Below are 21,219 nucleotides of genomic sequence, written 5' to 3'. Positions count from 1 at the left end.
ACGCCTACATGCGAATGCAGGCAGTGTCATGGCAGGGCGTAGGAATAAGCTGCGAATGCAGCGTGGGTGGGTTGAAGGCGCCTATTCAAACACGCCGACGCGTGCCCTTGTGTCAGTTACCCGCCGGCAAATACCTCATCCAGCGACGGGTGCACCGGCACGCGGATACCGAAGGTGTCCCGCAGCAATGCCCTCAGTTCTTGCACGTTGTTCAGCACGCGCTTTTCGCTGGGCTGATCCAGGGCGTGGATCGCGTAATGGGCGTTGTTCAAGGTATGGCGTTTACCGGGCGCCAACAGCGCAACTTTCAATTGCCCCAGGAACGGCGAAGCCGGGTGGGTCGAGACGTACCAGTTGCCGATTTCGTAATCGATGGCCGCCTGCACTTGCAGGTCGAACACATACAAGCCACGCCACTCCCCCGAAACCTCGGCCCACAAGGTGTAGCTGCCTTCCTGCTCATTGAGTGTCAGGCGATACGGCTCATGGGCCGTGGCCTGCACGGCCTGCGTGTCCAACTGCAACGGACTGCTGGGTACCATGCCGCCAAAGCCAACGTCGGTGATATAGCGCACGCCGTCCAGGGTCACCAGGCTCAGGCGGTGGGTGCGTGCCGTACGTGCGTCCGGCGGGCCGCCCATCACCACCCGCCCGGTAATGCCGCGCGCCTCGAAGCCCAATTCCTGCAACAGCGCCAGGAACATCTGGTTCAACTCATAGCAATACCCACCGCGCCCATCGAGCAAGACTTTCTGCTCGACACTGGGCAAGTCGATCGGCACCGGCAGGCGCAGCAGGGTCGACAGGCTTTCAAAGGCGAAGGTGCATACATGACGCAGTTGCAAATCCCGCAGGGTTTGCAGGGTGGGCGGTGGCGGCGACTCGTAACCCAGGCGTTGCAGGTACAGACGGCTGTGGTTCAGGAGGGTCATGGCGCGATCCTTGAGCGCGGGAGGAATGCGTCACTATGCCGCGCAAGCATGCAGATTGTCATTTTGAATGAACCTTTTTAAACCGTTCCCTATCCATCTATAACAAGACAGGGAGGCAACATGAGTACCGCAAAAATCTACACCATCCACTACCAACTGCACGGCCAACCGAAGTCCTTCGTGGTGCGTGCCGAAGTGATGAACAACGCCGAGGCCTGGCACTGGGCGGCCGTTGACGCTGACATTGCGCATGTCAGTCGTATCGGCCGGGTTGGCCATGAGCAGGTGAAAAAAACCACCCGCCCATGGGCCGAGAAGTACGGCATTACCGAAGTCACCTGGGCACCGCCCAAATAAACAAAAGCCCCGCACAACGGCGGGGCTCAGCTTATTTTTTCAAGTCGCCCAACGGATCGTAGGGCGGCTTTTTTTTCGCTTCGTCCTTGTCCTTTTTATCCAATGGGGCGATGGCCGGACCTACCGGATCAACCTGGGGATCAGCCACATCGGGCGAGTCCGGATCAAATCCCAGCTCATCCTTGCCGCTGGCGTGTTCGTTGGAGGGGGGCCCATCCGAGCGCTTGTTCATCATGGTCTCCTGTTAGAGCGGGCGAGCTTTGTCGTGAAGGTTTTCCAGGTCTTCTTCGACGCGCTCCACATCATCCTGTTCGTCACGTTCTTTCGGGTCATTGGGGCGCAGGGCATCGTTGTCGCGCTCCTCTTCACCGGGTGTGCGATCAGGGTCGGGTGTACCGGGCGGTGGTTGCTTGTATTCGGGCATGGTGGTTCACCTCAAAGGGACTTCACCGGTTTAGAGAAACTGCTCCAGATCATGGTTCAACTTGATTGCCCCACCCCTGACCGCTGACCATGAGAAGATGCCCCCCCTACCCGCCCTGGAGACCTGGACCGGATGTTCGAACTCAAACCCTGCGACCCCGTCACCTACCGCCAACAGACCCGCCGCAGCACGCTGATCGTGGCCGTGCTGTTCATGGCCTTGGCCATGCTGCTGTCGAGCCTGGCGGTGATGCTGTTCGGCGAACCCGGCGGCGACAACTTGCGCTTCAATGTCGGCGGCGTATTCGCCGGCGTGTTGATTACCGTCGCCCTGGTGCGCGGCCCGTTCTGGACCCAACCGTGGCTGGCGTCGGCCGTGTATGGCTGGCAGCTCAAGCGCAACCTGATGCGCGTGACCAATGTGATGCACACCGTCACCGAGCGTGTGCAGGCGAATGATCCGACGGCCATGAAGGTGCTGCGCTTCTATCACCTGGGGCTGACGCAGATGCACGCCCTGGACGCCAATTCCAGCGCCCAGGCGCAGTTGGTCGGCGAAATGGACGCGCATAAGAACACGATGCAGGCACTGGGGATCGACACCGAGCAAACCCGCTTTGATCCCACCTGGCTGGAAGGTTTGAAAAGCGCGTAAGTCAGTCTGCAGCCACGCGTGTGCGCCAGCAAAACACTGCACTCAGCGCAATCGCCGCGCCTGCCACGCCAAACACCAGGGGTGCCGAGGCCACCGGCAACAGCAGGCCCGCCAGCAGCGGCCCGAGGCCTGCGCCGATGTCACGCCATACCGCATTGGAGGCCAGGGCCGACACCCGCATCGAACCGGGGTTGCGCTCGGCGACCAAAGTGGTCACCAGCGGCAGTTGCAACGCGCGCAGCACCAACACCGCTGCCGCGCCGACAATCACCCAGTAACTGCCGAACGCCATCAAGGCCAAGGCACTCAGGAACGAAAACAGCAACAACATCGAGGTGGCGCCAAAGCGTTGCGCCGCGCGGCCGCCCAACGGACTCAGGAGCATTTCCGAGACATAACGCAGCGCCATCAAGCCGCCAGCAATCAGCACCGCATCGCCGCCGAGCAGCTTCTGCGCCTGGATCGACAGGCCGAAAATAAACAGTCCGTCCAGCGCCACGCCTTCGATAAACGACCACATCGCCACGCTGTCGGGCCACTTGAAGCGGCGCCCGGGAGTGCTGTGCAAATCATGCCCGGCGCTGGGCAGGCTGCGCGCCATCCACAGCCCCAGCAGGCAACAGCCGGCGAGGATCACAAAGATCGGACGTGGCCCGGCCCATAGCGTCAGCCAGCCACCGAACGGTAACGCCAGCATCGGCCCCCAGGCGATCAAGGCCCGCGAACGCCCGGCCCGGCGCGCGGCGCCCTCGGGCTCGGAGGTGGCCAATACTTGGGTCGACAGGTTCAACGCAGCGAAACACAGGCCCCACACCAGCCGCAGTCCCAACAGTGCGGCAAAGCCCGACAGCACCGAATTGCCCAGGGCGCACAGCGTTGCGGCGCCGGCGGCGATCATGCAGGTCAGGCGATCACCGTTGCGCGCATAGAAATTCAACACATGCCGGTAACCGAAAATCCGCACCAGGCGGTTGGCCGCCAGCAACACCCCGGCCTGGGCCAGCGTGATGCCGAAGGCCTGGGACTCCATGGGCAGCAGCAGATAGAGCAACACGTCACTGGGCAGGCATAAAGCCAGGGTCAACGCAGCGCGGCGGGAATGGGTATCAGCAGTGCGGAGGGCCAGGCTTGACATAAATCTGAAACATCCCGAAATATTCAGGTCGCCACGGTAGCCCTCCCGCCGCTGGTTTTACAACGGCTTTTTCCCGTAGGGCAGCAAACGCAGGCCGCTGGCCACGGCGCCCACCAGCGCAAATACACACCCCAACCACAGCGCATACAGCGGGCCACTGCCGAGGGACACGTGGAAGCACAGCGCCACCAACGACGCCCCCAGCGTCTGCCCCAGCAACCGCGAAATCGCCACGATGCCGCTGGCCCCGCCGCTGCGCGCCAACGGCGCACTGGTCATCAAGGCCTTGAGGTTGGGCGACTGGAAGAAGCCGAACCCGGCACCGCACAACGCCATGCGCCAGCCAATATCGAAGGCCGTTGCGCCGGTGCCCAAGGTCGCCAACGCGGCCATCCCCACGCTCAACATCAACAGCCCGATACCGCACAGCAGGCCCAGGGACACACGGTCAGCCAGGCGCCCAGCGACCAGCGCCATCACCGCCACGACCGCCGGCCACGGCGTCATCAGAAACCCGGTTTCCACCTGGCTATGCCCCAGCACCGCCTGCAACAGAAAGGGCAGCGACACAAAGGCCAGGCCCTGGGCGCTGAAGGCGCAGATCGCCGTGAGGGAAGACAAGGCAAACACCGGGCGTTTGAACAGATCCAGGGCCAACATCGGTGCCGGGTGACAGGCCTGGCGGCGCAGCAGCAAGGTGCCACACACCAGCGCCACCGCAATCAAGCCAAGGGGCAACGCCCCCTGCGCACCGTGCACCGCCGTGCCCAGCCCCAACACCAGCAAGGCGAACAACCCGGCACACAGCGCGGCCGCGAGGCGGTCAAAGGCATGCCCGGTCATCGGCAGGGTCGGCAATGAACGCAGGCCCAATCCCAGCGCCAACAGCCCCAACGGCACATTGATCAGGTACAGCCAGTGCCAGGTCGCCACCGACAGAATCGCCGAAGCGACGGTCGGCCCCAGGGTGAAGGCCAGCCCCACCACCAACGAGTTATAACCCAGGCCACGCCCGAGCATTTTTGACGGGTAGATATGCCGCAGCAACGCCGTGTTCACGCTCATGATCGCCGCCGCCCCCAGCCCCTGCACCACACGGGCTGCCGTGAGGGTCACCAGCGAGCCGGCCAGCCCGCAAAACAGCGACGAGACGATAAACAGCAGCAATCCGCCGAGATAGACCCGGCGGTGCCCCAGCACATCACTGAGCGACGCAAACGGCAGCACCGTGGCGATAATCGCCAACTGGTAGGCATTGACCACCCAGATCACCGAGGCGGAATCGGTACCAATCCCTTCGGCCAAGGTCGGCAGCGCCGTGTTGACGATGGCCGTGTCCAGGGTCGCCATGCCGATCCCCAGGGAGATCGCGATCACGGCAGGCAGGCGTTTATTGAGGGGCAGCCCATCGGCAACAGAAGACATGAACAATCCGTACAGGGTGGCGGAGGCATCTAGATTACGGGCAGAAGGGGATTTTTTCAGTGGGGGATTGCGTGGCTGTCCGAATGTTCATGTTCAGCCACGATTGCCAGTCAGAGACAATCAGCCGGCCAGAGCGCTCAGGTCCAGCCGCCCAGCGAGGATCGGCGGGCACCAGTAGTAACCACCGGTCAACGGCGTGCTGATGCGGTACAGGCCATCGACAATCCCGTCTTCCAACCCGCTCATGCGGCGCAGTTGCGCTTCGAACGCATCGAAGGAATGGCCGAATGCAAGGAACATCAACCCGGCCTGGCCGTTCTCGGCCCACGGCATCGAGCGGCGCACCACGAAGGCTTCCGGGGTGAAGCTTTCCTGGGCGGTGCGTTTGGTGTGGGCGGACTCGGGGGCGTCTTCCAGCTCTTCGTTGTCGCCATGGCGGCGGCCGATGATGTGGTCGCGCTCCTGGGCGGGCAATGCGGCGAAACCATCGAGGTCGTGCTGCCATTGCTGGATCGCGGCGAAGCTGGCGCCGCTGTCGGTCAGGGCTGCTTCAACGGCAGCGTCGTCGTGGGGGTTTTCGGTGCCGTCTTCGTAGTCGGTGAGGTCGAAGCCGGTCTTGTAGCGGAAGCCTTCGGTCGACTGCACCAGGCGAAACGCCGGGGCCAGGGCCTTCTCGAAAGCGCGACTGCGCAACAACAACTCGCCGCGATCGACACCATGCAGCCAGACCCACAGCGCCTGCTGGGTCGATGGGTTATTCGCGCCCGGACCGCTGACCGCTGGGAAGGCGCGCAGGCCATCGATCTGTGCGCCCAGCGCGTTTACCAGCGGTTCACCGAAGCCGACCACCGCCATCGAATCCACAAGCTGCAACAGCGCGTCCAACGCGCCAGGCACGGTTTCCAGGGTTTCAACGGCAAAAAACAGATGGCGTGCCTGCAAAGGCACCGGTGCGGCAAGAATGCCCGGCTGGTACTGACTCATGTGAACTCCTTCAAGAAAGGCGCGCAGTCTACTATCTCGAAGAGCAGGCCACACGCCCCGGTGCGTACTGCAAAGCGCACAAGCCTTGCCACAGAGCCCTGTGTTGGGTGACTCTCTAGTCATATTTTGCAACTATTCCAGGGGAAGTGACATGACCACCAGCAACCTGCTCGACCAGCTGTTTCCCACCAGCGTCGCCGATATTCCCGAGCAATACCGCCTGGCGGCGCCCATCGAACAGCGTGATTACCTGGTCAACGGCCAGTTGCAGGTGTGGAAGGGCCCCTTGGCCCAGGTGCAGAGCCCGGTGCAATTGGGCGACCGCCGCGTGGTGATCGGCAGCACGCCGTTGCTGGACGCCGAGACCGCCCTCACCGCCCTCGATGCCGCCGTGCGCGCTTATGACCGTGGCCAGGGTGAATGGCCGACGATGCGGGTGGTGGAGCGTATCCAGCACGTCGAGGCGTTTTTGCGGCGTATGCGCGAACAGCGCGACGCAGTGGTCAAGCTGCTGATGTGGGAGATCGGCAAGAACCTCAAGGACTCACAGAAAGAGTTCGACCGCACCTGCGACTACATCACCGACACCATCAATGCCCTCAAGGAACTCGACCGCCGCAGCAGCCGCTTTGAACTGGAACAGGACACCCTCGGGCAAATCCGCCGCGTGCCCCTGGGCGTGGCGCTGTGCATGGGCCCCTATAACTACCCGCTCAACGAGACGTTTACCACGCTGATCCCGGCGCTGATCATGGGCAACACCGTGGTGTTCAAGCCGGCCAAGCTCGGTGTGCTGTTGATTCGACCGTTGCTGGAGGCCTTCCGCGACAGCTTCCCGGCCGGGGTGATCAACGTGATCTACGGCAGCGGCCGCGAGACCGTCAGTGCGTTGATGGCCAGCGGCAAGATCGACATCTTTGCCTTTATCGGCACCAACAAGGCCGCCAGTGACTTGAAAAAGCTGCACCCCAAGCCGCACCGCTTGCGTGCCGCCCTGGGCCTGGATGCGAAAAACCCCGGCATCGTGATGCCCGAGGTGGACCTGGACAATGCCGTCAGCGAGGCCGTCACCGGTTCATTGTCCTTCAACGGCCAGCGCTGCACCGCGCTGAAAATCCTGTTTGTGCATGAAGACGTGGTCGACAGTTTCATCGAGAAATTCAACCGCAAACTGGAAACCCTCAAGCCCGGCATGCCCTGGGAAGACGGCGTTTCACTGACACCGCTGCCGGAAGTCGGCAAGGTGGATTACCTCAACGAGCTGGTGGCCGATGCGCAACAACACGGCGCCCAGGTGGTGAATGCCAATGGCGGTAGCAGCCGTGGTTCGTTCTTCTACCCGGCGGTGCTGTACCCGGTGAACCCGCAGATGCGCGTGTACCACGAGGAACAGTTCGGCCCGGTGGTGCCCATCGTGCCCTACCGTGATCTGGACACGGTGATCGAGTACGTACTCGACTCGGACTTCGGCCAGCAGTTGAGTCTCTTCGGCAGCAACCCGGTGGAAGTCGGGCGCCTGGTGGACACCTTTGCCAATCAGGTCGGCCGCATCAATATCAATGCCCAGTGCCAGCGCGGGCCAGACACCTTCCCGTTCAACGGACGCAAGAACTCGGCCGAGGGTACGCTGTCGGTACATGACGCGCTGCGGGTGTTTTCGATCCGCACCCTGGTTGCCACCAAGTTCCAGGAGAGCAACAAGGCGCTGGTCAGCGACATCCTGCGCAACCGTGATTCGAGCTTCCTGACCACTGACTACATTTTCTAAGCACATTTGGATTGTGTACATCTCCAGAACCGAGGCCACTTTAGTACCGATGAACCTGCCACTCCTCGCCCGGCGCCTGGTGCGCCCCTTGCTCGACCCGTACCGCCGCTATCGCCATGCCAAACTGATCCACGCCGTGCGCGTGTCCATCGGCTTGCTGGCGACGATCCTGCTGACCACCGGCATCAACCTGCCCCACGGTGAGTGGGCGTCGGTGACCATGCTGATTGTGATCGGCGGCTTGCAGCACCACGGCAATATCGGCAAGAAAGCCATGGAGCGCGCCTACGGTACCTTGATCGGCGCCAGCGTCGGCTTGTTGCTGGTGGTGCAACAGGCCTACTTCGGCCAGCCGCTGCTGACGTACCTGTTGATGTCGGTGGTGTGCGGCTTCTTCTCCTATCACGCCATCGGCAAGGGCGGCTACATCGCGCTGCTGTCGGCGATCACGGTGTTTATCGTTGCCGGGCACGGTGACAATCCGATCTCGGATGGCTTGTGGCGCACGGTCGACATCCTGATCGGTATCGTGCTGGCCCTGGCGTTCTCCTTCGCGCTGCCGCTGTATGCGGTGTACTCGTGGCGCTACAACCTGGCCAGCGCGTTGCGCGATTGTGCCGCGATCTATAGCCGGATCATCAATGGCCAGTCGGTCACTGACGATGAACACCTCAAACTGCTCAACCGCTTGAACGCGGCGATGCTGCAATTGCGCTCGCTGATGCCGTCGGTGTCCAAGGAAGTACGGATTTCCATGACCGAGTTGGACGCGATCCAGCGCCACCTGCGCATGTGCATCAGCACCCTGGAGATTCTCGGCAACACCCGCCCGAACCCGCGTGACGAACAGGCGATGGCGCGGATGCAGGTGGTATTGAAAGCCGAGCACCGGCAGATTCGCGTGCAGTTGGTAGGGATGGCGCGGGCATTGAAGTCGGGGGTGACGGAGCGGTTGCAGCGGCCCAGCCCTATCACCGGTAGCGAGCCCACGCTGGATGCTCCGGTTTACAGCGCGCTGGATGGGTATCGATTGCTGACGGTGCAACTGGCGGCGAATGTGGATGCGATGCGCCAACGCCTGGCTAAAAGCGCCGGGCGTTGGAGGATCTAGAAAGGTGGCTCGTTGATTTGTTTACCCACATCAGCACTTTCACACTTTCTCTGACATATTTTTCACGTTTTATTCACATCCCGAGACGTAGGGTGAAGCCTCATCCGTTACAAATGTTGCACATCAAGCCCGCCGCCCCAGCGGGCTTTTTTTTGTTCTTTTTTTGTCGGTGAAGGCCATTACGGTGATCGGGGGTTACCTGTGCTCGGTCCAGCGTTCCTTGCCCGGGCGATCAATGTAACCAGCAGCAGGCCTGCGTCCATGTCCCAAGCCACGGCACATACCGGAACCCTACCTATCCCGCGACCACTCAATGGCGCCTCCAGTTGAGAGCGACCATTTCAAAATCGCGAGAAGTCCCCGATGAAAACTGCCAACACTCTACGCCATATACCTTTGGCACAAACTGCCGTATCCCCACTGAGTTCAACAGGAACCAGTTCAACAGTCGATGCGCAAAAAACCAACGAGCAACTGACCAGTGATGGCCCGCAAGGAGCAACGACAGCGTCAAGAGCAAAGCGCGACCTGATGGCCCTTGCCGCAAGCCCTGGAGCGATTACACCTGGAGCATTGGTACTCAATGGTGACAGCGAGATGGCCCTACTCTGTGCCGATGAAATGGCTGCCAGTTACGCTTACACCCTCATCAACGGTGAAGCGCCCGGAGAGGAAAACATCCGCAACATCCCTGCGCTCTCAACCTTCGGTATTGCGTGGGCAAAGCTGGGTCAAGCGCTTGGCAGCGAACCGTTTACAACGTTTGCACGGAACAACGGCATTGATCCGTCCACCGTACAAATCTCCACCCGAACGGGAGACCTGAACTGTGTAGCCAATGACCGGCCTCGCACGTTTTCCTTACGTGACAACTCAGGCTGGTCAAGCGCGTCGTCGGCCGTATTGGCAGCGGCCGGAAGGCTGACACCGGGTCACGATCACCGAATCGACTTCAAAGCCAGTGACAAAGCCCCGCTCAACATTGTCAGTCACTTCTACAACCTCAATCTCGACGCCAACCCTCACCCTAATGGACGGCTCTATGCCATTAAGTACCTGAATACCCTTAAAACCTTTCATGGCAACAGGACAGCCGAATCGCCCCATGGCTTTTCACAACACCAGCGGGCGGCCATTGATTATGTAAATGGATTGACGCAAGCGCAGCGCGATGAGCTGTCTGGGGCAAATATCGAGCAGACGCCGGCTCAACGAGTTGACGCAGACGACCAACGCCTGGCTCGGCTTTGCAGCCGGTCCATGATCGGCAGTGCGTTCAAGACACGGGACATTAATGAGTCGCAGGAGGTCATTAACGAAATACCTGAATACTCGACATTTGGTCAGGCGCAGAAGCAATTCCGACACTCATTGAGCACAGCCGAGTTTAAGACGTTTATTACAGAACAAGGCATTGATCTGAGCAGCGTCACTGTCGACCCTGTCACTGGCAGTTTGATCTGCAAGGCCCGGGGTAAAGACACCGTTTTCAGTCTGAATGACTTATCTGGCTGGTCGGATATTGCTTCGCCTATCGTCGAGGCGGCCGCACGCCTGACCGCTGGCAAAAGCGACGGGGCCAGCTATTCCACCCTGGAAACCGCGCCTTTGAGCCTGGTATTACGTTTTTACGGGGAGGTCATTGCGCAGGGTGGGGTTGACCAGGTTTTTCAGAAGGTCACGCAATTGAATAACAACTCGTTCAGCGCCTTCGCGCCGACCGCTCCTGGCACCCATGAGCGGTTTCGTGCGGTCAGAGAACAACAGCAAGCGCTCAAACAGACGTTGGCCAATACACTGCCGCCGCCTCACGTTGCCCTCCCCGAATCGACGCCACTCCCCGCGAAAACCCGCGCCAGCGGTGATAGCGAGTTGGCGGTGCTCGTCGGCGACATGATGCAGGCCTTAAAAAGGGATAACTCGTCCGACGCATCAAGAATGCTTGAAAACATTCCCGCACATTCGACATTTGGACAGTGGTGGGAACATATCTGCAATGCCTTTGAAGGACGGGCTCTCAATGAATGGATGGTGGGCCAGAAGGTCGATGCGGACACCCTGGTTTTCGACCCCGCGATCAATGCCTTGAAGGCCAAAGCTGACGGGGTCGACCGGGTGTTCTTTATCAAGGATTTTGCCCATGACTTTCCAGAACTGTTTGACGCCCTCACCCCGCTGGCGGCCGCAGCAAATGTCCTGGTGCCCTACCACCAACCGATCATGATCGCCAAGCCAACCAGCGCCACGACGGCACCGTTTGGCCTCGTGTTCAACTTTTACGGCGGCGATATCGGCGACCTGAGCAGCCCAGGCTTCATCAAGCTGGCCGGCGACATGAAGCGCGCCAAGGCTTTCCCCGTCATTTCCGAAAACCCGGAGCGTAGCGAAGCAGCACTTAAAAATCAGAAGACAACGCTTGGCAACCACAATGATCGCTACGCGCTCATCAGCCGCTTGGACGCAGCACTCAGCGGCTCGCGCCTGGCAAATCTTCACCTGCAGGTCGACTCGCACTCATCGCATCCATCCAAAGGGTACAAGACGGCAGAAGCGTTCATTACCGAGAATGGCTGGAAAGCGCCGCAAACCAGAGAAGAAACCCTTAACCTGCTGCTGGCCCTACGAGTACCCGTCCCGCAAAGGGAACCCTTGGCAGACCTTTGGGGCTTTCTGTCTACGCCTGTGCCACTGACCGCCACTGAACGCGAAGCAGTAGTCGAGGTTGTTAATACACAACCGGGGGCAACTACTGGGCTGTTCAACTCTCTCGCGCCGTCATCCGCCACCCTCGGTACCAACCTTAAACAGAACCTTGAGCACTTACTCTCCAGCGAAAAGGCCCAGGCACTGGGACAGGCATTGCAAACCCAACTGAAGGGCTTCCCTACGCCGACCAGCATCCGTCAGTGGGTTCTCACGGCTCTGGTACTTGAACTTGACCCCAAGGCCGATGAAAAACGCAATTCAATCGCCGGTTTTGACTTCATGGATCGCAGCCACTGGGGGCGACCTGCCAGCGAGGTGCAGGGCAAGTTCAACCAGCACCTGACGAATACCCACAAGATTGGGTCCTCCATCGCGCCCACGGCGGCCTATGTATTGCTTTCGGGCAAGGCTCCACAGTTTCTTGTAAAAGAACTGCCCACCACGCTGACCTACGGCACACCTGCCTGGGCAAACTTTTGTACCGCAGTCAACCGCATTGAGCAAATGGCACCTGGGGCCGCTCCGACCATGACCTACAAGCAAGTCATGGACTTCGGTGCCATCAGGCCAATTTCTGCCGTTGAAGAAACGCATCTGGCCAGAGCTCAAATGAACCCCATCCTGGACTGGGGGATCGTCAATGGTGTGATTGAAAAAAACGAAAAAGATCAATACACACTGGTGCAACTACAGGCCTGTCAGAACAGTCTGAATCAGCAAATACGGGAAACAACAGCGGCCCGAGACTTTTTAAGAACGACGATCGCGCCAGCCCGACGGTCCATGACCCTTGAAGCCTTGACTAAGGAGTTCGGAACGGGAATCGACTTTGAAGCCAAAGACTTTGAAAAGAAAAAAGTACTTGGGCTATTTTCAGGTGTTCCGGCGAGCATCGCCGACATCTACGAAACCAACGGACTTGACGATGACTGGTTCAATAACAGCCCGAGCAGCCATAGAATCCCCCTGGAAAAAATAAAGCGCCAGAGTCATAACCTCCCCGCTATCAATGAGGCATTTGAGACCGCCATTGAACAAGACTTCTCGGCGCGTAAAACCCACATGACAAACATTATCAAGAACCTCTTTTCAAAACTTGAACTCGATGATCGGAAGTCCTTGGTATACGGAAAGTTAGATTATTACATGGTAAGAAAAACGGACACCGCCAATGCATTAGGCAGTATCAGTTTAACCGGAGCCAGAGGAAATAACGGAATAATTATCCGTTCAACCTTTAATGGCGTCGTGAAGGACTTTGGTGTGTTCCCCATGGCCAATTCCATCGAAAAAATATCAAACCTGCCCACCCCCATGCCGCTTGGAGGAACCCAGGGAAGTTTCGGGGTTATTTTCGGGGCCGGAGATGAAGGCGAGCGCAAACTTCCATTAGACTTCAACGCATTCAGTTCAACCACCGAACCAACGCCGGGGGCCACCTCGGACGTGCTTGTTTATCATCTGCTTCCTCAGCATTACTATAATGGTGAAATGGTCGATGCAATAAGGCGCCCCATGCCACCCAACCTGATCGACGCTAATAAAATCCCTAAGAGTTATGACAACGCCGCTCTCAATGACATCGCAACTACTGTGGTCGACTCACACTTCTTGGTGCATGACATATTCAAACGGACACAGCGTGGCAGTAATCCCCTTGAAACAGCGGAGACACCACTTGAATGGCTGGGCGAGGCAATCCGCATAATACCGGGCGTTTCGAGCATTGAAGACATTTATCAAGGGAACTACCTGGACGCCGTCAGAGACTTGGTAATCGATGCCGCGTCCATCGCCCTCACGGGTGGAGCGGCTAAAGTGTGGTCATTGGTGGAAGAGTCGGTTACACGTTCCTTGGTCACCGGGGCAGAAAAAGCAATTTTGAAACCTCTGTATCGGACATTTTATAATTCGGCCAGTGGCATTGAGATGGCCGCTTCCAAGGATGTGAGCGTATCTGCCATCTCCGGGAGTACGACACGCCTGGCTAGACTGCAGGGCAGTCATCCAGATGAGGCACTGACTGCACTGAAACAACGACCCGATATCAGCGAAGGTACCGTCAGCCAGCAAGGTAATGCCGGGCAACTGACAAGAGTAACCGCAGGGTATAAAGAGGGTAACTGGTACACCTACGATGTTGAAACCAAGAACTTTTACGGGACGCCAAAGAGATTTACTTCTGACGCCTCGATTCCTCTTAACCAAGAAACCTTTTCCGATGGCACGCAAGCATTGGTGACCGGCAAGCCTCTGTCAGAACAGGCCTATACAATCCGACGCTCAAACGGATTGGATGTCGTTGACGCAGGTAAAGTTTACCGCTACGACTCCAAAACCCCTGATCGCTTGATCGACCTGGAGTCGGCCGCTAATTATCGTAGCCCGACGGACATCGAGGCGTTCTGTCCGGCGCCCTCCGTAAATAGAAGCCGACGCGAAACAGCGGCGTTGTGCTTCACAAAAATGCTCAGTCACGACCTTAGTCCGAATGCACAACTGATTCAGGCGCTTGAGCATCAACGCTTTTTCCCATCAAAAGGGATCAACGGTGAAGTACCCTCTGTCATCCGTGATCGCCGAATTTACAACATAGAAAATGAGACGTTCATCCCTATTCGTACAGGAAATAAACCTATTATTTATGAAAACACTGTAATGGGTACAATCAAGAACGATCGACGCTTCGGTATCGTAGGTGATACTACGTTCAGCAATATAGAAGAGAACACCGCCGTCGTCCGATTTGGCGCAATAAGTAAAAGCGTTGCGGACCAACGGGAAGTGAGGGGATTGATCATAGAAACAAAAGGTCCCACTCCCGAAAAATACGTGGTCGCCGAAGCAGACACTGGTATTTTTTACGCCCGAAAGTTTGGAGAGAGTTCCGGCGCCTTCACGAAGGCAACAACGCCCCTTATAAATCTTTACAACACTGAAAAGGAGGCACTTTACGCCTCCGCTGGCATTCCAAAAAAACCCAATCTGTATCAGTTACCCACTTACAAGTCACTTGTAGAGAAACTGAAAAACAACGGCGTTACTGAAACCGAATTGAAGTCGCTGGATAAAAAAACCTCAAAATATACCGATATACAAAAACGCGAATTCCTCAATGAAGTCTATAGCAAAGCCTATGGCAGAGACGGCAAGGTTGCCTTGGCGCCCATTCAAGCATTGCCCCTGAAAAAACCTGCGAACTTTGACAGCTTATCAGCGTTTGAAAAAAATGAATTTTATGCAAAAGGCTCGGTAAAGGCCGTCAACGAACAAATGGCCGCGACGGGTCTAGGAGCAGGTAACAAGCTCACCCCTACGCCAGCCGACTTTGAGCGACAAGCACTTGCGAGTGATGTCGTATCGTGGCTACGCAGTAAACCGAACTGGGATAAATCCATAAAAATGGACCAGATATTGACATCCGGCGCGGGTAACTGCGGAGAAATGGCGCAAGTCACGTCCTATATCATCAAGCAAAGTGGTGGTGAGGCAAAAATATGGAGTACGGCCCAGGAGGGCCATGTGTTTACCGTGATTGGCGGCCCTGATTCTGCGGTTGAAAGAGCTACGGTAGATTTCGCAGAGCCCGAATGGAAGGATGCCTGGATCGTCGACCCATGGGCAGGCATAACCTGCGAAGCCAAAGACTACACCCGGATGTTTGAACGTCGAATGGCCCAATGGGAGCGCGAAGGAAAAACGATTTGGACTTCCCGCAGCTTCGGTATCACGGGGACCTTTGAAAGTCCGCTGGATGACGCCTGGATAGCAGAGTTCAGGGAAGCAAAAACGCCGATACTCAAACAGCCATAAACCTTCAGGACCGGTGCGCTGCAGCGTAGCGTCGCTGTAGCCTGCCAATCTTGTGCACCTCCCGGATGATATTTGACGGTGCGGGCCAATGACCGTGTAAAGCAAGCTAAAAAGCCTCACAGGAGCGAGCACGTTCGCCCCTGTGGTGGCATGCGTTGCGCTCAGCTTGCAGCCTTACTCACCGATGCCGACGCCTGTTCACGAATCGCCCGCTGGGTATCCAGCACCTTGGCCAAAGCGGTTTCCGCTTCCGGGCTCTGCTGCGGCACACGAATCGCTGCCGACACCAGGGTGATCAGCTTGGCCATCACTTCGGCATCCGTCGCCGGGCGGCCCAGGCTCATGGAATTCATCAGCAGGCGCAGCTCGGTGCCGGCCATCACCCCGGAAATCGCCTTGAGGGCAAATTGCAGGCGCACTCCCAGTTCGTTGCGCGGCAGATCCGGCAAGGCCAGGGCGAAGGCTTCGAAGAAACGCTGGAACACCGGCTGGTAATGCACCTTGAGGTATTCCTGGATAAACGGTGAGGTGTCGCTGTACACCCGCCCAAGGAAACGGATGAAGGAACGCCCTTCCCCGCTGGCGCTGGCCGGGTCGCTGCGCTCCAGGCCCATGGCCGGGGCAAACAGTACGCCGAGCAAGGTGTCGCAATCGAGGGGGCCATCGGACTCCGCTTCACAGCGTGCCAGCAGCTCCAGGCGCTGCTCGTTGAGCGGCTCCAGGCGTTGCATCAGCAGGGTCTTCATCAGGGAGTCCTTGTCCCCGAAGTGGTAGTTCACGGCGGCCAGGTTCACCTGCGCACGCTCGGTAATCTGCCGCAGCAGAACGGCGTCATAGCCGTATTTGATGAAGAGAGCCTCTGTCGCATCCAGCAATCGAGTCTTGGTAATGTTTGGAGCGCTAAGTTTCTTCGCGGCCATAAAAGTTCCACGGGGGAAATATTGTTTTAAAAAATAATTTGATTTTTTATACCGGGGCGGCCGATCGAAAGCAAGTAGTGACACACCGCCATACTATCCAAAGCCTTTGCCGGCGGGCATTTTGAGGCTGGTCAGGGGTATTTTGGCAGCCCACCACGCCAATGGGTGAAATCGTTTCAAAGGGTAAAACCGCTCTACACCCATGGCTGGCGAACCGCAGGGAACACGGTTAGTATTCAAACAATATTTTAAAAACAAGAAATAAAACCAGTCCGTGACGCGCACCAGACAGCTCCCGAACTTGTTACAAGGCTTTACACGGGGCGTGACGGCGGTGTCGAGACTGCAGGCGTAGTCATGATGACAGAGACCCCCGCGCACCCAGGCTTGATTTCCCTGCAAGGCATCGGCAAGCGCTATCAGCTCGCCGGGCAAGAACTGACCATTCTCAATGATGTGTGCCTGTCCATCGCCCGTGGTGACAGCTGCGGCATCCTCGGTGCCTCAGGTTCCGGCAAAAGCACCCTGCTTAATATCCTCGGCCTGTTGGACCTGCCCAATGGCGGCCAGTACCACTTTGCCGGCCACGATATTTTCAACGCCACTGCGGATCAACTGGCGGCAATCCGTAACCAGCAGATCGGTTTTGTGTTCCAGAGTTTCAACCTGCTGCCGCGTCTCAGCGCCCTGGACAACGTCGCCCTGCCCCTGAGCTATCGCGGTGTGTCACGGCATGAATCGGTGGAGCAGGCCCTGCGTATGCTCGAACAGGTCGGGCTGGCGGAGCGCGCCCACCACCGTCCCGCCGACCTCTCCGGCGGCCAGCGCCAACGTGTGGCGATTGCCCGTGCATTGGTGGGCAAACCGTCGGTGATCCTGGCCGACGAACCCACCGGTAACCTCGACAGCACCACCGCCCAGGACATCATGGACCTGCTGCTGGCGTTAAACCGCGAGCAACAGGTCACGCTGATCATCGTTACCCACGATTCGCATATCGCCGAACGCCTGGAGCGCAAGATCCTGGTGCGCAACGGCGTGGTGCACGAGGTCGGGCGCCTATGAGCCTGCGGGTCGAACAGAGCTTCAGCCAACTACTGCACGAAGCCTTCGTCAGCCTGCGCACCCTGGGCAAGCGCTCGGTCCTGGCGCTGCTGGGCATCGTCATCGGCAGTTCGTCGGTGGTGGCGTTGATCAATATCGGCCATAACGCGGCGGTGGATGCCGCGATGATTTTCAAGGACATGGGCACCGACACCCTGGTCGCCCAGTTCCCGCCCAAGGGCAGCAGCACTGTGCCGGCGCCCGCCAGGCTCGACCTGGAGGCCGTGCGCCAAGCCGTGCCGGGCATCGCCCATATCGGCGCGCTCAGCTTGTTCAGCGGGCCCATCGTGTTCCATGGCCGCACCACCAACGCCAACTTCGTCGGCAGTACGCCGGACATCCAGGCGGCCATGCGCCTGGTGGTACAGCAGGGACGCTTCCTGTCGAGCTTCGATGCCAACGAAACCTATGGCGTGATCGGTGACCAGGTGGCCCAGGCCCTTGGAACGCCGGGCGATCCGCTGCAACTGGGCGACCGCGTGCGCATCAACGATTACCTGTTCCTGGTGGTGGGCATTCTGCATAACCAACCCCGGGCAATGCTGATGCCGGTACAGGCCAACGATTCGTTGTTCATTCCCGCCGACGGCATGCGCCGCATCTTCCCCACGCCGCAGATCGGCAATGTGATTATCCGCGCCGCGCCCGGCCAGGACATGGAGCGCATTGCCAAGCAAGCCGCCAGCGCCTTGCAGACCCAGCTCACCGACCACACTGTCGACATCCAGGTGCCCCAGCAAATGATCGACGGCATGACCCGGCAAAGCCGCACCTTCGCCTACCTGCTGCTGGCCCTCGGCGCCATCTCCCTGGTCGGCGGCGGTGTGGGGGTGATGAACGTGATGCTGATGAACGTGTCGGAACGCCGTCGCGAGATCGGCATTCGCATGGCCCTGGGCGCTCGCCAGCGCGACATCCGCAACCTGTTTCTGCTCGAAGCCGTCACCCTCACCGCCGTCGGCGCGCTGTGCGGCGCGGTGCTCGGGATGACGGCCGCCTGGCTCTACGCCTGGCTGTCGGGCTGGATTTTCGACCTGGCCGTCGCCGCCCTGCCATTGGGGGTGGGCAGTACGTTGCTGGTGGGCTTGTTCTTTGGCATCTACCCGGCGGTCTCGGCCTCACGGTTGCAGCCGGTGGAGGCCTTGCGCGATGAGTAAATGGCTAGGGTTGCTCGTGTTGATCAGCCTGCACGGCATGGCCGCTGATGTGCTCATCAAGCCGTCAGCCCCCAGCAGCACCCGCAGCGGTTACGACCGGGGCGTGTCCTTGAATGCCCAGGTCACCACCATGACCCTGGGTGACGCGGTGTACCTGGGCCTGCGCAACAACCCTGCGATCCGCAGCGCGTACCTGCAACGGGTCGCGCAGAAATTCGACCTGCGCGTCGCCGAAGACGTGTTCAACCCCAAGCTCACGCTCAACAGCTATTACCGCAGCACCCGCGGCTCCCAGGACAGTGCGCGCAATGCCAACGTGGCGCCGGCCACCAGCTTGCTCAGTGAGTACGGCACCCGCCTGAGCATGGCCTGGACCCAGCAGTTGAACAACGCCGACCGCGCCGGCCGCTACCGCAGCGACGGCCTCGACCTGGCGATCATCCAGCCGCTGCTGCGCGGCGCAGGCTGGGACGCCACCACCGCACCGTTGCGCCTGTCACGCCTGTCGGAGCAGGCCAACCGCCTGAACCTCAAGGCGACCGTGGCGCAGACCATCAGCCAGATCATCGCCACCTACCGCGAACTGCTGCGCGCCCAGGAGCAACTGAGCATCGTGCAGGACGCCCTCAAGCGCTCCGGCACCTTGCTGGAAGTGAACAAGGCCCTGATCAGTGCCGGGCGCATGGCCGAATTCGAAATCGTGCAGACCGAAGCCGACATCGCCACCCAGCAACTGGGCGTGGAAGAGGCGCAGAACCAGCTCGACACCAGCCGCCTGGCGCTGTTGCGCCTGCTGGCCCTGGACCTGTCCACGCCGATTCGCGCCAGCGAAGCCCTGGAGGCCAAACCCATGCAGATCGATAAACGCCAAGCCTTCAACCTCGCGCAGACCCAGCAACCGGAATACCTCGCCGCCCTGCTCGGCAGCCAGCAGGCCGACCTCAACCTGGTGATCGCCAAGGACTCCGGGCGCTGGCAAGTGGACCTGGTAGCCGGCGCGAACCAGATACGCGACGCCTACAATAACGACGCCGGCAGCACCAACAACCGCACCTGGGACAGCTACGCCGGGGTGCAGGTGCAGATCCCCATCGGCGACATCAGCACGCGCCAGGCCGAAGTGCGCGCGCGGGTCAACGTGGAGGACCAGGAGATCCGCATCACCGACGCCCGCCAGGAACTGGAACGCAACGTCAACGATGTGGTGCGAGACCTCGGCACCCGCTGGCGCCAATATGAAATCTCCCAGCGCGCGGTGGAATTGTCGCGGCGCAAGATCGAGATCGAACGCGAGAAACTCAGCGCCGGGCGCTCCACCAACTTCCAGGTGCTGAGTTTCGAGACCGACCTGCGCAATGCCGAAAATGCACAGCTCAACGCACTGATCGCTTATTTGAACGCCCAGACCCAGCTCGACTTGACCCTGGGCATGACGCTGGAAAGTTGGGAAATCGCCCTCAATGACTACTAATCGAAAACGCCTGCTGGGCGCCGCGTTGATCCTGCTGCTGGCCGGCGCGGGGCTGGCCCTGCGCAGCCCCGCAGAAGGCCCGGCCGGCGCCACCGAACAGTGGCTGGCCGTCAAGCCCGACCCGCTGGTGCACCAGATCGGCCTGGTGGGCAAGATCGAGCCCGACACCACCCTCACCCTCACCGCGCCGTTCGACGGCAATGTGCAGGCCAATCTGGTGGAGCAAGGCCAGCGGGTCGAGGCCGGCCAGGTACTGCTGCGCATGGACCCGGCCACCCTTGAAGTGCAATTGCGCGACGCCCTCTCCGCCCAGCTCAAGGCCCGCCGCACCGTGCAAGAGCTGCAGGACTGGGACAGCGGCCCCACCGTCAGCCGTGCGCGCCGCAGCCTGCGTACCGCCGAGATGACCGCCGGCAACACCCAGCGCAAACTCACCGAAAGCGAAAACCTGTTCAAGCGCGGCATCATCCCGCGCAATGAGCTGGACGATCTCAAGCAACAGGCCCAGCAGCAACAGCTGGACCTCGCCTCCGCCCGCAGCGAACTGCAACAGGCACTCGATCAGGGCAAGGGCGAATACCGCCAGATCGCCGACATGGAACTGACCAACGCCACGGTGAAATACGACGCCCTGCGCGCACTGCTGGCGGGCAAGGAGGTGAAGGCGCCGTTCTCCGGCATCGTCGTGCCGGCGCCCGGCAACAATACGCCCCAAGGCGGCGGCACGAACGCGCCCATTCAGGCCGGCAGCAAGGTCAGTCAGGGCCAGGTGCTGTTCGGCCTGGCCAATATCGAGCGGCTGAAAATCGTCGCCAAGGTCTCTGAGCTGGACATCAACCAACTGCACCAGGGCCAGGCGGTGGAAGTGCTGGGCGATGGCTTTGACGGCGAACGACTGAGCGGCTCGGTGAGTGTGGTCAGCGGCTTGGCGATTGCCAGCGACAGCCAGGGCAGCGCGCAGTTTCCGGTGACCCTGTCGATCCCCAAGCTGACCCCGCAACAGTTGCAGCGGGTGCGGCTGGGCATGAGTGCGCGGTTGACCATCGTCACCTACAACAATGCGCAGGCGATGGTGATTCCGAGCGAGGCGATCCAGGCGGATATGACGGTGGAGTATCGAGCAGCGATGGATAAGCCGGTGGAGCGGGTGAAGGTAACCACCGGGCAATCGACGGCGCAGGGCGTGGAGGTGTTCGGCCTAACACCCGGCTTCGTAAAGACCTCAAAATAAATGGAGAACCCCTGTGGGAGGGGGCAA

The 21,219-nt window shown here is 59.6% G+C and carries 16 protein-coding genes; 9 read left to right on the top strand and 7 right to left on the bottom strand.

The features are described from left to right. Positions 1 to 116: 116 nt before the first annotated feature. The gene (locus AB1462_RS13165) at positions 117 to 932 is read right to left on the bottom strand and encodes an arylamine N-acetyltransferase (protein WP_090402781.1); all 816 of its coding nucleotides are present in this window, start codon (positions 930 to 932) and stop codon (positions 117 to 119) included. A 120-nt stretch (positions 933 to 1,052) separates the two neighbouring features. Between AB1462_RS13165 and AB1462_RS13160 the strand changes: the two genes are divergently transcribed. Further along, positions 1,053 to 1,289 carry a DUF6555 family protein gene (locus AB1462_RS13160; protein ID WP_090402778.1) on the top strand — a complete coding sequence of 79 codons (237 nt, stop codon included), beginning with the start codon at positions 1,053 to 1,055 and terminating at the stop codon, positions 1,287 to 1,289. A gap of 31 nt (positions 1,290 to 1,320) precedes the next feature. Here AB1462_RS13160 and AB1462_RS13155 read toward each other — a convergent pair whose 3' ends face one another. Both AB1462_RS13155 and AB1462_RS13150 read right to left on the bottom strand, forming a co-directional pair. Beyond that, positions 1,321 to 1,521, bottom strand: a complete 201-nt coding sequence (locus AB1462_RS13155) for a DUF6021 family protein (protein WP_032889722.1) — start codon at positions 1,519 to 1,521, stop codon at positions 1,321 to 1,323. A 12-nt stretch (positions 1,522 to 1,533) separates the two neighbouring features. Next, complete coding sequence (locus AB1462_RS13150) at positions 1,534 to 1,713, bottom strand: hypothetical protein (protein WP_090402776.1); 180 nt, start codon at positions 1,711 to 1,713, stop codon at positions 1,534 to 1,536. 132 nt (positions 1,714 to 1,845) lie between these two features. On the opposite strand from AB1462_RS13150, the gene AB1462_RS13145 reads away from it, so the two are divergent. Next, entirely contained in the window at positions 1,846 to 2,367 is a 522-nt protein-coding gene (locus AB1462_RS13145; RefSeq protein WP_090402774.1) for a DUF3087 domain-containing protein, read from the top strand. Between the two features lies 1 nt (position 2,368). On the opposite strand, the gene AB1462_RS13140 is transcribed toward AB1462_RS13145, so the two are convergent. From AB1462_RS13140 to AB1462_RS13130, 3 genes are all read right to left on the bottom strand, one after another. Beyond that, positions 2,369 to 3,502 carry an MFS transporter gene (locus tag AB1462_RS13140; protein ID WP_315337829.1) on the bottom strand — a complete coding sequence of 378 codons (1,134 nt, stop codon included), beginning with the start codon at positions 3,500 to 3,502 and terminating at the stop codon, positions 2,369 to 2,371. Positions 3,503 to 3,559: 57 nt separating this feature from the next. Beyond that, positions 3,560 to 4,927, bottom strand: coding sequence for an MFS transporter (locus AB1462_RS13135; RefSeq protein WP_367246821.1), 1,368 nt, complete (start codon positions 4,925 to 4,927; stop codon positions 3,560 to 3,562). A gap of 120 nt (positions 4,928 to 5,047) precedes the next feature. Further along, complete coding sequence (locus tag AB1462_RS13130; protein WP_259193323.1) at positions 5,048 to 5,911, bottom strand: Dyp-type peroxidase; 864 nt, start codon at positions 5,909 to 5,911, stop codon at positions 5,048 to 5,050. A gap of 151 nt (positions 5,912 to 6,062) precedes the next feature. Between AB1462_RS13130 and AB1462_RS13125 the strand changes: the two genes are divergently transcribed. The 3 genes from AB1462_RS13125 (at position 6,063) to AB1462_RS13115 (ending at position 15,309) form a co-directional block, all read left to right on the top strand. Continuing rightward, complete coding sequence (locus AB1462_RS13125) at positions 6,063 to 7,679, top strand: NADP-dependent glyceraldehyde-3-phosphate dehydrogenase (protein ID WP_367246820.1); 1,617 nt, start codon at positions 6,063 to 6,065, stop codon at positions 7,677 to 7,679. A 49-nt stretch (positions 7,680 to 7,728) separates the two neighbouring features. Then, complete coding sequence (locus tag AB1462_RS13120) at positions 7,729 to 8,790, top strand: FUSC family protein (protein WP_259193321.1); 1,062 nt, start codon at positions 7,729 to 7,731, stop codon at positions 8,788 to 8,790. Between the two features lie 363 nt (positions 8,791 to 9,153). Beyond that, positions 9,154 to 15,309: a hypothetical protein gene (locus AB1462_RS13115; protein ID WP_367246819.1), complete on the top strand. Its 6,156-nt coding sequence runs from the start codon at positions 9,154 to 9,156 to the stop codon at positions 15,307 to 15,309. 161 nt (positions 15,310 to 15,470) lie between these two features. On the opposite strand, the gene AB1462_RS13110 is transcribed toward AB1462_RS13115, so the two are convergent. Next, on the bottom strand, positions 15,471 to 16,229 hold the full coding sequence (locus AB1462_RS13110) for a TetR/AcrR family transcriptional regulator (protein ID WP_259193319.1): 759 nt from the start codon (positions 16,227 to 16,229) through the stop codon (positions 15,471 to 15,473). Between the two features lie 357 nt (positions 16,230 to 16,586). Here AB1462_RS13110 and AB1462_RS13105 point away from each other — a divergent pair, with 357 nt between their 5' ends. From AB1462_RS13105 to AB1462_RS13090, 4 genes are read left to right on the top strand one after another with little or no spacing between them, the layout of a single operon-like run. Continuing rightward, positions 16,587 to 17,294, top strand: coding sequence for an ABC transporter ATP-binding protein (locus AB1462_RS13105; RefSeq protein WP_259193318.1), 708 nt, complete (start codon positions 16,587 to 16,589; stop codon positions 17,292 to 17,294). Beyond that, positions 17,291 to 18,490: an ABC transporter permease gene (locus tag AB1462_RS13100; protein ID WP_259193317.1), complete on the top strand. Its 1,200-nt coding sequence runs from the start codon at positions 17,291 to 17,293 to the stop codon at positions 18,488 to 18,490. Before AB1462_RS13105 ends, AB1462_RS13100 begins: the two co-directional genes overlap by 4 nt. Then, complete coding sequence (locus AB1462_RS13095) at positions 18,483 to 19,961, top strand: TolC family protein (protein ID WP_090402754.1); 1,479 nt, start codon at positions 18,483 to 18,485, stop codon at positions 19,959 to 19,961. Before AB1462_RS13100 ends, AB1462_RS13095 begins: the two co-directional genes overlap by 8 nt. Continuing rightward, the gene (locus AB1462_RS13090; RefSeq protein WP_315337826.1) at positions 19,951 to 21,192 is read left to right on the top strand and encodes an HlyD family efflux transporter periplasmic adaptor subunit; all 1,242 of its coding nucleotides are present in this window, start codon (positions 19,951 to 19,953) and stop codon (positions 21,190 to 21,192) included. Before AB1462_RS13095 ends, AB1462_RS13090 begins: the two co-directional genes overlap by 11 nt. Positions 21,193 to 21,219 lie beyond the last annotated feature (27 nt).

The sequence above is a fragment of the Pseudomonas sp. SB113 genome (assembly GCF_040754745.1).
Lineage (GTDB): Bacteria > Pseudomonadota > Gammaproteobacteria > Pseudomonadales > Pseudomonadaceae > Aquipseudomonas > Aquipseudomonas grimontii.
The sequence above is the reverse complement of the archived record's forward strand: the minus strand, read 5'-3'. Positions and strand labels throughout refer to the sequence as shown.